We start from the raw sequence: 11,344 nt of genomic DNA, 5'->3' as shown, positions 1-11,344 counted from the left end.
TAAATCGGTGTCCGGGATCAGTAGACCACTACACGATGATGGTTTGTTCGAGCTGGGGAAGGTTTGTACTCATGGCCTAAGGCTTCCTCAAAGCAGTGTTAAGCAGAAATGACACAGCCTAGGTGCGTGTGAAGGGCACCCAGAATCGACTGATCTTCGCATAGCGCATCAGGCCCGGCGATTCGCCAGAATCCTATCCAAAAAAATCCCACCCCCACTCACCGAGTATTTCCTACTGCCTCAATGGGGGCTGTCTGAGAGGGTGTCTCTGGCTTCGCGCGAGGACACCCATGAAACGCCCATCCCCTGCATCCATGATTCTTGGCCTCTGCTTGACAGCAATGGCCGGCCTGCTGGGCTACCAGCAGTACCAACTCATTCAGCTCCGATCAGGCGTGGACAGTGCCGCGGAAAAGACCTCGCTAGAGGCGATCCTGGCTCGCTTGAATCGAGTCGACGAGCGCCTCGACGCCGTGGATGGACAGCACCTGGTCAGCAACGAGGACTTCCGCTCAGGCCAGCAGGCGCTGTCCAACCGCATTGACGCCGCGCAGGCGTTCGCCAAGCAGGCCTCCGATGCCGTCGAGAACCTGGCTCAGACCACCGCCTCGGCCGGCGACCTCTTGGTGCTCAAGGCAACCGTGGAGACACTGGACGGTTCTGTCCGCACGCTTCAAGAAAAGCAGACCAAGGCGCCGCCGCTGATCGTGCCAGCGCCCAAACGCCCAATACCCGCCAAGCCCAAGCCGAAACCCAAACCGATGGAGCCTCCGCCCTTCTCGATCCTTGGCGTGGAGTATCGCGGGGGCGAACGGTTTCTGTCGGTTGCACCTCCGGGATCCACCCAGCTCAGCCAGATCTACCTCATTCGCCAAGGCGATGCCGTCGCCGGCACGACCTGGCGACTGACCGACCTTGACGATCGTACCGCGCACTTCGACGTCGCCGGCGCCTCGCGCAGCGTTCGCATCCAACCATAGGACCCCGCCCATGATCAGAACCGTATCGCTCCTGTCCGGCCTGGTGCTGCTGCTGAGCTATCCCGCAGTCGGCCAAGAGGCTGCGGCAAGCCGAGAGACCAGCAGCCAGCTGTCCGGTAGCCAACTCGGCACGCTGAAACAAAAGACATCTCAGAGCGACCTGGCCCAGGAGTGGGGACTGAACCAACAGGAATGGACCCGCTACCAGACGCTCATGCAAGGCCCCCGGGGCGTGTACTCGCCTGGCATTGACCCGCTGACCGCGCTGGGCATCGAGGCGCGATCGGCAGAGGAACGGCGGCGGTATGCCGATCTACAGGTCCAGGCCGAACGGCGCCGGGTCGAGAAGGAACTCGCCTACCAGCGCGCATACGACGAAGCCTTCGCCCGCGCCTATCCAGGCGAGGGGGTGATCCGCCTCACCGAAAGCAGCACGGCCAACCCGTCGGGCGCGCCGAACATGAGTCCAGCGTTGCAGAGCAGCGGGCGCCTGGCCCTGTTCGTCCAGGACAACTGCACCGCCTGCATCCAGCGGGTGCGCGACCTGCAGCAGCAGAACCAGGAGTTCGATCTCTACTTCGTCGGTAGCCAGAACGATGCAGAGCGAGTGCGGCACTGGGCAATTCTCGCCGGCGTCGACCCGAAGAAGGTTCGCAGCAAGCAGATCACGCTCAATCATGACGAGGGCCGCTGGATGGCCCTGGGACTGGGCGGGGCCCTTCCCGCCCTGGTACAGGAGGTGAACGGCCGATGGCAACGTCTGTAGTTCGAGCCCTCCAGTTGGCCACCCTGCTGGTCCTAGTCAACATCGCTCAGGCCGCCGTGGATCCACCGCCGGCGTACAAGCAGATCGCCCTGCCCAAAGGGGTTCCGGCCGAGGTGCTCTACTCGGTCGCGCTGACCGAGAGCAAGGTCCTGCTGCGCGGCGAATACGTTCCCTGGCCCTGGACATTGAACGTCGCCGGGAAATCCTACTACTACGCGACCCGCACCGCCGCCTGCACAGCGCTACTCGCGGCGATCAACCTCTACGGGGCCAAGAGCGTCGATTCCGGCCTCGGCCAGGTCAACATTGGCTGGAACGGACATCGTTTCTCCAGCCCCTGCGAGTCCCTGGATCCGTACAAGAATCTGGACGCCACCTCCGACATCCTGATCGAGCAGCGGGACGCCCTGTATGCATCCGCCCCGGGAAGACCGGTGGACTGGATCCAAGTTGCCGGCCGCTACCACCGCCCCGCCGGCGGCGCGCCTGCCGCCAAATACCGTAGGACGGTTTCCCGCCACCTTAGCCAAGTTCTCGGCGTCAACCTACTGGTGACCAATCCATGAAGAAGTTCCTTGCCACGCTGGCATTTTGCACGGCGTTCGCGACTCAAGCCTGGGCCGCCGGGCTGATCGTTGTCGAAGACCTCGGCGGCGCCTCGGCGCTCCCCTACTACCAGGGCCTGGATCCGCAGCCATCCGCTGCTGCACCAGGACCTGGCGACCTGGGCGTCCGTGGCTCAGGTGCGTTTCCAGTTCGCTCCGCCCACCTTTCGCCAGGACAGGTCCAGGGGCGCGCCATCAACGCTCCAGGCCTGCAACCGCTGTTCCTGGTCGGCGACGACACGCTGTCTCGAATCTGGCTGAAAGAGCGAGGCGACGAGCTCCGAGGCCTCCAAGCCGTGGGCCTGGCAGTGAACGTGGCCAGCGAAGCGCGCCTGACGGAAATCCGGGCCTGGGGGAAAGGACTTCAGATATTGCCAGCGCCTGCGGACGACCTAGTCGACCGGCTAGGGCTGCGGCACTACCCCGCCCTCATCACATCCACCGCCATCCAGCAGTAGGAGTCCTCATGACTACTCACCTGATCACCCTAGTCATCAAGCAGCCGAGCGACGCTCAGGCACGCCAACTCATGTACCAGGGGTTGCTCGACCTGATCTCACGCTACGGCGGTGAGGTGGCGTCCAAGGCCTTAGAGGACGAGTCGACCCTCTGCGAGCTGCTGGAGCAGATGCTGCCTGATCATGAGGTAGAGCAAGCCAGGAAACAGGTGCTCGAACTTCATGCCAAGGGCCGCCGACCGGGCCGCCTGCAGGCGCCGGCAAGCCTGAAGGTGTAACCCATGGCTGGCCAGTACCCGTTGGAAGCGCTCTTGCGGCCTGCCGTGGAGCTCTACACCACCACCGTGTGCTTCACCGCAGCCGCGCTCTGCATCGTCGCGCCGTGGACGTTCGCCCTCACTCCGCTGTTCGGCATCGTGGCCGCGCTGTGCTTCGCCTGGCTGGGTATCGTGCGGCTGAAGCAGGCCGGCGTGGTGCTCCGCTACCGGCGGAACATTCGCCGACTGCCGAAGTACACGATGACCAGCGCCGAGATGCCGGTCAGCAACGAACACCTGTTCATCGGTAAAGGATTTCGCTGGACGCAGAAGCATACGCAGCGCCTGGCAGATACCTACCTGCCCCAGTTCGCCTCTTACGTCGAGCCCTCGCCCCTCTACGAGCGCGCGCGCCGGTTGGAGAAGCAGCTCGAGTTCGCCCCCTTCCCCCTGAAGCTGGTCGCCAAAGCCACTGCCTGGGACGTGGCCTGGAACCCCGCACGGCCGCTGCCGCCCGTGGGCGGTTTGCCTCGGCTCCATGGCATCGAGCCGCGCGAACAGGACGTAGGCCTGCAACTGGGCGAGCGCGTCGGCCACACACTGGTACTCGGCACCACGCGGGTGGGTAAGACGCGCCTCGCGGAGCTGTTCATCACCCAGGATATTCGCCGCACTCACTGCCGGGTACGACGCCGGCGGGTGAAGATGGGCCGGCGGACCCAGACGGTTCACCACGGCCACCGGCGCCGGCGCGCAGAGGAGCAGCCGGACTACGAGGTGGTGATCGTCTTCGACCCGAAAGGCGACGCTGACCTGCTCAAGCGTATGTACGTGGAATGCGAACGTGCCGGCCGCCTGGACGAGTTCTACGTGTTCCACCTCGGTCATCCTGACCTGTCGGCACGCTACAACGCCGTCGGCCGGTTCGGTCGGATCTCCGAGGTCGCCACACGCGTCGCCGGCCAGCTCTCCGGCGAGGGCAACAGCGCGGCGTTCCGCGAGTTCGCCTGGCGGTTCGTCAACATCATCGCCCGCGCGCTGCACGCGCTGGGTATCCGGCCTGACTACCAGCAGATCCTCCGGCACGTCGTGAACATCGATGCGTTGTTCGTCGAATATGCGCAGAAATACATCAGCGAGCACGATCCCAGGGCCTGGGACACCATCATCCAGATCGAGGGCAAGTTCAACGACAAGAACATCCCGTTCAACATGAAAGGACGGCCCCTGCGGGTCGTAGCCATCGACCAGTACCTGACACAGAAACGCATCGCCGACCCGGTCATGGAAGGCCTGAAGAGCGCCGTGCGCTACGACAAGACCTACTTCGACAAGATCGTGGCCTCGCTGCTGCCGCTGCTGGAGAAACTCACTACCGGGCGGATCTCGGAGCTTCTTTCGCCCAACTACGCGGACCTCAACGATCCGCGGCCGATCTTCGACTGGATGCAGGTCATCCGCAAACGCGCCGTGGTCTACGTCGGCCTCGACGCACTATCGGATACCGAGGTCGCCGCCGCGGTGGGCAACTCCATGTTCAGCGACCTGGTCTCGGTAGCGGGTCACATCTACAAGCATGGTGTCGATGACGGCCTGCCCGGCTCGCTCGCTGGCGGCAAGGTCCGCATCAACCTGCATGCCGACGAGTTCAACGAGCTGATTGGCGACGAGTTCATCCCCATGGTCAACAAAGCGGGCGGCGCCGGCGTGCAGGTGACGGCCTACACCCAGACCATGAGCGACATCGAGGCCAAGATCGGCTCCCGCGCGAAGGCCGGTCAGATCATCGGCAACTTCAACAACCTGTTCATGCTGCGGGTGCGCGAGACCGCCACGGCCGAACTCCTTACCAATCAGCTCCCCAAGGTCCAGATCTACACCAGCACGCCGGCGAGCGGCGCCAACGACGCGATCAACAACAAGAAGGCAGCCTTCACTTCCAGCTCGCACGACCAGGTGCAGATGACCAGCGTGCCGATGCTCGAGCCGGCCCACATCGTTGGTCTGCCCAAAGGACAAGCGTTCGCGCTACTCGAGGGCGGCAATCTCTGGAAGATCCGAATGCCGCTGCCGGCGGTCGATCCCGACGAGGTGATGCCGAAAAGCCTGCAGGAGCTGGCTGCCGGTATGCGCAAGGGCCAGGCCGCCAACAGCGAGTGGTGGGAGGCGCCGGGATACTCCGCCCTGCAGGATGGTCTGCCCCAGGACCTGGTCGACGATTTCCGTCACCTCGGCGCCGGTGAGGATGCCGCCTGATGGCTGAAGTCACTCAACGAGCAGAGCAGCAACAAGAGAGCCAGAAGACCCTTCTCGGCACCATCATCAGTACGCCCTTCCAATTTCTCGGCGTGATGTTCGGGTCGCTGATCGGCGCAATCATCGTGGAGTGGGTATGCCTGTATTTCTTCTGGCCTGACGCGGGCTGGAAGCATGCCCAGGCCATGTTTGAGTACGAACTCAGTTGGCTGTCGCAGGGGCTGCTACACAGCGTCGTCGTGCAGGAGCCAGGTCGAACCGCCACCTGGCTGGCCCAGTTGGCCTATGACTGGTTGTTCGTGAAGACCGGGATGGTCGACTGGATGACCAACATGACTATCATCGCGCAGGCCGGGCCACGGAGCCCGCTGGACGTTCGCTATCTCACCGCCCAGGGTGTCTCCACGCTGCAGAACTACGGCCTGGCCGCGCTGTACACGGTGCTGACATTCGTCGTGCGCCTGGTGATCCTGGCCATGACGATCCCGTTGTTCCTGATGGCCGCGTTCACCGGCCTGGTGGACGGCCTGGTGCGCCGGGACCTGCGCAAGTTCGGCGCCGGCCGGGAGTCCAGTTACCTCTACCACAAGGCGCGCGGCAGCATCCTTCCGCTAGCGGTCGTCCCTTGGACCCTCTACCTGGCGATCCCCATCAGCATCAATCCCCTGCTGATCCTGCTGCCCTGCGCCGCGCTGCTCGGCGTAGCGGTCTGCATCACTGCATCCAGTTTTAAGAAATACTTATAGTGATAACTTGCAAGATACTTACTCAAACATCCTTGCCTGAATACAGTAGGTCATCAGGATCTGGTCATTTTCCGCATTGAGTTTGCGCATGGCGGAGACTTTTTGAGCGCTGATGGTCTTGATGCTTCGATTCCTTTTGAGCGCAATCTCGGTAAGAGTCAGCCCCATGACGTAATCTCGAAGCACTTCCAATTCTTTGATCGAAAGAGTAGCCACCCGCGCCATTAGCTCATCATCAATCGACATTACGCTATGCACTGATGGCCGAGTATTGCCACGGTACACTCGGCCACGCCCCAATGTGGCAAGTGCGGTAAGCAACTCATTATGCTCCCCACTCTTGAGCACCACACCCGCAACGCCAATGTCATAAAGTGTCGATAGCACCAAAGGGTTGGACATCATCGTGAAGATTAGAACCCGCGTTCTTGGAAAGTTTCGGCAGAGGTACTCGATTAGTTTTAATCCATCACCGTACTGACTGTCTCCCGGCATACAATAGTCGGTAATTAGTATGTCGGGGCGAGCCTCGACCATCATCCGAACAAGCTCGCTAGAGCAAGAAGCCTCACCAACGACTTGGAATCCTGAGTCCTTCTCAAGTACTTCGCGTATCCCTAACAGGACGATCCCATGGTCATCGGCAATAACAACACTCAGTTTCTTCATCATGTTTCCACCGTTGTCAGATGCGCGCTCAAAGAGTACGTATGACGATCTCCATCTGATCCAAGACAACGGACGCAGCTCGGAAAGCCTCTTTGCCAGCTCCCTGCTCAGCCAAGAGTTGCTCGACTCGCTGGCAGAAGTCCAACAGTTCCCCACCCTGGGCGATCGCCCAGCTACCACGAATACGGTGTAGTCTATCCAGCGTGCCGATGCAGTCTCCACGAGCGATACAGGCACGCGCAATGTCAATGTCCTCGCCGAGGACCTTCAACATCAACGACCTGGTCTTCTCCGACAGCTCCAAGCTGCCCTGAGGCTCGGAGCCATCCACTGCCGCTTCGAGAGGGGAGATCCTGCAGACCTTGCAAAGTCCTTCGTATAGCATCCGCAAGCTGAGCGGCTTGACGATCCAAGTATTCATGCCGACCGCCACGCAACGCTCCCCTTCCTCTTTCATGGCATTGGCCGTGACGCCAATGATCGGCATCAGTGGATCTAAGGCCCGAACCTCGACGGCCAGTTCGTAGCCATTCATCACGGGCATGTTCACATCGGTGAGCAGCACGTCGAACCGCCCTGAAAGCCAAGCCTGAAGCGCCTCCCTACCATCCTGACAGAGGCAGACGGTACACCCCAGTTCCTCCAATTGTTCCTTGAGCAATTGCTGGTTGAATGGATTGTCCTCCGCAACCAGAGCCCTGAGGCCGAGTTTTTTCCATGACCGTCCCTGATCGCCGGAAGCGCTTCGAGAAGGCGGAGGTTCTCCCTTCTGCGCCTGCCTAACAGCCTGACCGATCTCGCGGAAGGCGTACAGATTCGCAGTGATACATTCCGGCTCCGGACTGGAAGGGCCGTTGATGCAGAGCACACGTCCATGGGCCCACTCGATGGGCGGAAGAGCGTCGGGAAGTAGGTCGAGCAGAACGGCGCCAGGCATACTGGAAGGAAACTCATCGCTCCTGATCACGACAGCCCTAGCCCCCCAACGATTCAGCCATTCGGCTAAATTAGCGGCCAGATCGCGTACAGGCGCACGTACGTAAACCGTCTCGGCCAGCAAACGAAAGCAGCTTTCCTCTGATGGAGGTTCCACGACGAGGAGACTCAGTCGTAGTGTGAAGCTGCTCCCCAGGCCAACATCGCTAACGACCTCAATCCGGCCATCCATCAGTTCACTCAGGCGAGAACAGATGGACAGACCGAGCCCTGTACCACTCAAGGTACACTGGCCACCAAGCACCTGATAAAAGGGTTCGAACAAGTGAGCCTGCTGGTCGCGCGGAATGCCCTCTCCCGTATCGGAGACCTGCCATTCCATATCCACTGTGCCGCTCTCACCTGTGGAGCAGCGAAGGCGCAAGGCCACACGCCCCATATCGGTGAACTTGATGGCGTTATTGATCAGGTTGCCAAGAATCTGCCGGATCCTTGCGGCATCACCGATCACCTTTTCCGGCGTATGCGAATCGATACAGGCATAGAACTGCAACCCCTTTCCTGTGGCTGCGGCGCTATAGGTCCGCATGACTTCCTCGACAAGATCGAGTGGACAGAACTCCGCTAGATCCAGCGGCATCTGCCCGGACTCGATCTTGGACACATCGAGTATGTCGCTGATCAATTGCAACAACGACGAAGACGAGTGCTGGATGGTCCGCAGATAGTCTCGCTGCTGCGGGCTCAGCTCAGTCAAGCCAAGCAACTCCAGCGTTCCTAGCACGCCATACAAGGGGGTGCGAATCTCATGGCTCATGGTGGCGAGGAACACGGTCTTGGCCTCGCTGGCAGCGTCCGCAGAACGCTTGGCCTCCGCCAGTTTTTCTTCCGTCAGGCGGTGTGCGGTCACATCATGGAATGTACAGAGGATAACATCCTCACCATGGTAGCGGGTCAGGGAGAACCCCACTCGCAGAAAGCGTCCATTGACTTCAATCTGGGTTTCCTCGATAGAGGAAAGCGGCGCCTCGCGGCCACGCTCTGCGGAACGCCATTCCCGGCTCATGCGAACGATGCTTTCGGAGTCGTTCAGCCACTCACGAGCGAGGCGGTTCTCCAGCACCACTCCACCATCCAGCCGTCGGATCACACAAATGCCAACCTGTCCGGTCTCGATGATCAAAGCACTAAAAGCATCGCTCTCGACCACATAGCGATGTGCCTCATCAGCGGGCAACACCACACGGGAGACATACCAACGTAGCGCCAGAATGCCGCAGGACGAAATCAGCAGAAGGAGACAGGCTAGCAGCAGCAGATGCCATTTGGCGTAGTGGAATAGGGTGTCGTAGCCGATCTGGTAGATTCCCGTCCAGCCATCCTCGCTGGTGATACGGATGAACAGCCCCTGCCGAGTGAACACATGCTTTCCGGTGATTTCGCCTTCTAGCGAGACCTTGCCGGCCAACGTCTCTCCCTCGGGAGAGCGCAGTTCCAGCGCGTCGAAGATCGGCCGCTTCAGAGCATGTGCGAACTCGTTAAGACGTGGCAGATCAAGCAGGGAAACGGCTACGACATCCCCTGGCGCTGGCGTTCGGCGCCATAGGGATTCAGGAATTTCAGCCTGAGTGAAAGCAATCAGCTCGAGTTTTCGGTTGTGTTCCGTGCCCCTGCCAAAGAAATGCCCAGCCTTTGCCCAGCGTACGTGCCGTGCCTCTCCTGCGGAGGCGCGCGCACGAATATGCTCGCGAATCCTCTCCACCGTCTGCAAGTATGTCTCACGCTCTCTTCCGTAGGGTTCGGACGCAGAGTCCATCGCCGGGACGGTGAGACTGATGGGCTTCTGCATATCTAGCAAGAATACCTGCGTAGCCGGATAGTGTGACGTGGTCCAGTAGGAACTGTAGACGTTCGACAGCATCACGCCGAGGGAAAGAATCCCTTTGTCGCTCGCTGCCAGCCCTCCATTCCCCTCCTCGCGCATGGCTAAGTTGAAAGGCAAGGAAAAGGAGAACTCACGCCCTTCATAGAGCGTTATGCGAGGAGAGCGTTCAAGCAGCTTGTATTGCAAGGGAATGACCGCTTGGTCAAGCCTGCGAGTCGTCTCGTCGGTTCGCCGGGCGAGTTGTGCAAGAAAGTCCTCATGACTATGGATGTTGCCCATCAGTCTGAGGAAGTGGAACTCGACGATATCCCCCTCCTCCTCCACCAACCGCAGCAATGACCAGTAGCAGGCCAGAACCAGCACGATGACGAGCAAGACAGAGACCACGAGGAAGACGTTCAGGCGCAGGGATGTCCTAGCCAACGTTCGAATCGGTGAATGGGCATCACTCATGGCAGGAACCAGAAAGTCGGTGGAAGGGGTCATGGTGGGAGGCATCATTATGACACCTACTCACAGCGATGTAGTCCCTGGCATGCCGCCCCAGCCGGCACCCCACCACGGAAGCGGGCCCATTTAGAAAGACCCGGCCTTCTCGCGCAGCATCTGCAGAAAGACCTCGGCCGGCAACGCGGGAGCGATCAGAAAGCCCTGCACGAAGTCACACTCCAGTTCCCGCATCAATGACAGTTGCTGTCGATCTTCCACCCCCTCCGCGACAACCTCCATCCCCAGTTGCTCGGCTAGGCCGATCATATTGGCGAGGGCGCTCGCGCACGCCGGATCGCCTACGCTTTCACTCACCAACGAGCGGTCAATCTTGATCTCGGTAAAGGGGGCTCCGAACAAATTGGAAAACGAGCTGTATCCCTTCCCGAAGTCGTCCAGCGACAGGCCGAAACCCATCATTCGCAGGCGACAGGCTGCGGCATGGAAGCTGCTGGGCAGGGATGTCGTGCTGCTCTCGGTCAGTTCCAGGACCAGAGCGCTCGGCCACCCGCCCAGTTCCCTCACCCGGCTGTACAAGCGATCCGGCAAGTCCGAGATATCCAGCAGATGGCCGGGCAGGTTCAAGGAGACCTTGATTCGCCCTCCCCGGGATTGCCAGGAAATCTGCGTCCTCACCACCTGCTCCAGCATATGGAACAAGAGTTTCTCTTCCAGATCCGCCTGTTCCAAGGCGTCCAGAAACTCACCCGGCATCAGTACCCCTTCCATGGGATGGCACCAGCGCGCCAGGGCCTCCGCTGCGATGACTCTGCCACTGGAGAGATGTAGCTTCGGCTGGAACCAAGCCTGAATCTGACCCGCGGACAGCGCTAGCTCAATCTGCTCCCGCCGGTATGCCCGCGGGCTTCTCTTCGTCCGCCGCCGACCTGACTCACGGGCCGTGTCCAGACGGCCCAACAGACGTTGTATCGCTTCTGGCGTCGCAGGTTTGGTCACTTGATCAACAATGTCGATACCGAGCGCCCTCGCCACGCCTGCCACATTCTTCAGCATGCGATGCGGCATGGCTGTCATCAGCGCCACAGGCGGACAATTTTTCCATTCAGCGAGCCGCTGGATGAGCTGGACACCATCCAATTCAGGCATCATCAGGTCACTGAGGATCAGGCTGAACGATTCCCGCTCGAGCATTTGCAACGCTTCCTTGCCGTTGCTGGCCACATGCAGGTCAGAAACTCCAGCCCGTCCGAACAGTTCACGCAGATAGGCGAGTTGAAATGGGTGATCATCGACGATCAGCACTTTGCAGGGAAATGCCACCCTCACGTATTGCCTC

At 60.5% G+C, this 11,344-nt stretch carries 10 protein-coding genes; 7 read left to right on the top strand and 3 right to left on the bottom strand.

Annotated elements, in window-relative coordinates:
• Positions 1-290 precede the first annotated feature (290 nt).
• From HMPREF2716_RS00215 to HMPREF2716_RS00185, 7 genes are read left to right on the top strand one after another with little or no spacing between them, the layout of a single operon-like run.
• Positions 291-980, top strand: coding sequence for a hypothetical protein (locus HMPREF2716_RS00215; RefSeq protein WP_004347935.1), 690 nt, complete (start codon positions 291-293; stop codon positions 978-980).
• A gap of 10 nt (positions 981-990) precedes the next feature.
• Positions 991-1,746, top strand: a complete 756-nt coding sequence (locus HMPREF2716_RS00210; RefSeq protein WP_070621769.1) for a TIGR03759 family integrating conjugative element protein — start codon at positions 991-993, stop codon at positions 1,744-1,746.
• The gene (locus HMPREF2716_RS00205; protein WP_003141478.1) at positions 1,731-2,312 is read left to right on the top strand and encodes a hypothetical protein; all 582 of its coding nucleotides are present in this window, start codon (positions 1,731-1,733) and stop codon (positions 2,310-2,312) included. The genes HMPREF2716_RS00210 and HMPREF2716_RS00205 overlap by 16 nt, the downstream gene beginning before the upstream one ends.
• On the top strand, positions 2,309-2,809 hold the full coding sequence (locus HMPREF2716_RS00200; protein ID WP_034006743.1) for an integrating conjugative element protein: 501 nt from the start codon (positions 2,309-2,311) through the stop codon (positions 2,807-2,809). Before HMPREF2716_RS00205 ends, HMPREF2716_RS00200 begins: the two co-directional genes overlap by 4 nt.
• A gap of 8 nt (positions 2,810-2,817) precedes the next feature.
• The gene (locus HMPREF2716_RS00195; protein WP_004347931.1) at positions 2,818-3,087 is read left to right on the top strand and encodes a hypothetical protein; all 270 of its coding nucleotides are present in this window, start codon (positions 2,818-2,820) and stop codon (positions 3,085-3,087) included.
• 3 nt (positions 3,088-3,090) lie between these two features.
• Entirely contained in the window at positions 3,091-5,322 is a 2,232-nt protein-coding gene (gene traD / locus HMPREF2716_RS00190; RefSeq protein ID WP_070621768.1) for a type IV conjugative transfer system coupling protein TraD, read from the top strand.
• Positions 5,322-6,068, top strand: coding sequence for a TIGR03747 family integrating conjugative element membrane protein (locus HMPREF2716_RS00185; protein ID WP_058198033.1), 747 nt, complete (start codon positions 5,322-5,324; stop codon positions 6,066-6,068). The genes traD and HMPREF2716_RS00185 overlap by 1 nt, the downstream gene beginning before the upstream one ends.
• Positions 6,069-6,086: 18 nt before the next feature.
• On the opposite strand, the gene HMPREF2716_RS00180 is transcribed toward HMPREF2716_RS00185, so the two are convergent.
• The 3 genes from HMPREF2716_RS00180 to HMPREF2716_RS00170 all read right to left on the bottom strand — a co-directional run bounded on the left by HMPREF2716_RS00180 (position 6,087) and on the right by HMPREF2716_RS00170 (position 11,334).
• The gene (locus HMPREF2716_RS00180) at positions 6,087-6,740 is read right to left on the bottom strand and encodes a response regulator (RefSeq protein ID WP_371858414.1); all 654 of its coding nucleotides are present in this window, start codon (positions 6,738-6,740) and stop codon (positions 6,087-6,089) included.
• A gap of 25 nt (positions 6,741-6,765) precedes the next feature.
• Entirely contained in the window at positions 6,766-10,044 is a 3,279-nt protein-coding gene (locus HMPREF2716_RS00175) for an ATP-binding protein (protein WP_235536313.1), read from the bottom strand.
• Positions 10,045-10,134: 90 nt separating this feature from the next.
• The gene (locus HMPREF2716_RS00170) at positions 10,135-11,334 is read right to left on the bottom strand and encodes an EAL domain-containing response regulator (RefSeq protein ID WP_023084756.1); all 1,200 of its coding nucleotides are present in this window, start codon (positions 11,332-11,334) and stop codon (positions 10,135-10,137) included.
• Between the last annotated feature and the right edge of the window lie 10 nt (positions 11,335-11,344).

The organism is Pseudomonas sp. HMSC076A11 (assembly GCF_001810205.1).
Taxonomy (GTDB): domain Bacteria; phylum Pseudomonadota; class Gammaproteobacteria; order Pseudomonadales; family Pseudomonadaceae; genus Pseudomonas; species Pseudomonas aeruginosa.
This window is presented reverse-complemented; position numbering and strand designations above follow the sequence as displayed.

Bases quoted from the DNA above. Each gene is read 5' to 3' on its own strand.
- HMPREF2716_RS00210 (WP_070621769.1), top strand. From the start codon at position 991: ATGATCAGAACCGTATCGCTCCTGTCCGGCCTGGTGCTGCTGCTGAGC.
- HMPREF2716_RS00195 (WP_004347931.1), top strand. From the start codon at position 2,818: ATGACTACTCACCTGATCACCCTAGTCATCAAGCAGCCGAGCGACGCT.
- HMPREF2716_RS00180 (WP_371858414.1), bottom strand. From the start codon at position 6,740: ATGATGAAGAAACTGAGTGTTGTTATTGCCGATGACCATGGGATCGTC.
- traD (WP_070621768.1), top strand. From the start codon at position 3,091: ATGGCTGGCCAGTACCCGTTGGAAGCGCTCTTGCGGCCTGCCGTGGAG.
- HMPREF2716_RS00175 (WP_235536313.1), bottom strand. From the start codon at position 10,044: ATGACCCCTTCCACCGACTTTCTGGTTCCTGCCATGAGTGATGCCCAT.
- HMPREF2716_RS00205 (WP_003141478.1), top strand. From the start codon at position 1,731: ATGGCAACGTCTGTAGTTCGAGCCCTCCAGTTGGCCACCCTGCTGGTC.
- HMPREF2716_RS00200 (WP_034006743.1), top strand. From the start codon at position 2,309: ATGAAGAAGTTCCTTGCCACGCTGGCATTTTGCACGGCGTTCGCGACT.
- HMPREF2716_RS00215 (WP_004347935.1), top strand. From the start codon at position 291: ATGAAACGCCCATCCCCTGCATCCATGATTCTTGGCCTCTGCTTGACA.
- HMPREF2716_RS00185 (WP_058198033.1), top strand. From the start codon at position 5,322: ATGGCTGAAGTCACTCAACGAGCAGAGCAGCAACAAGAGAGCCAGAAG.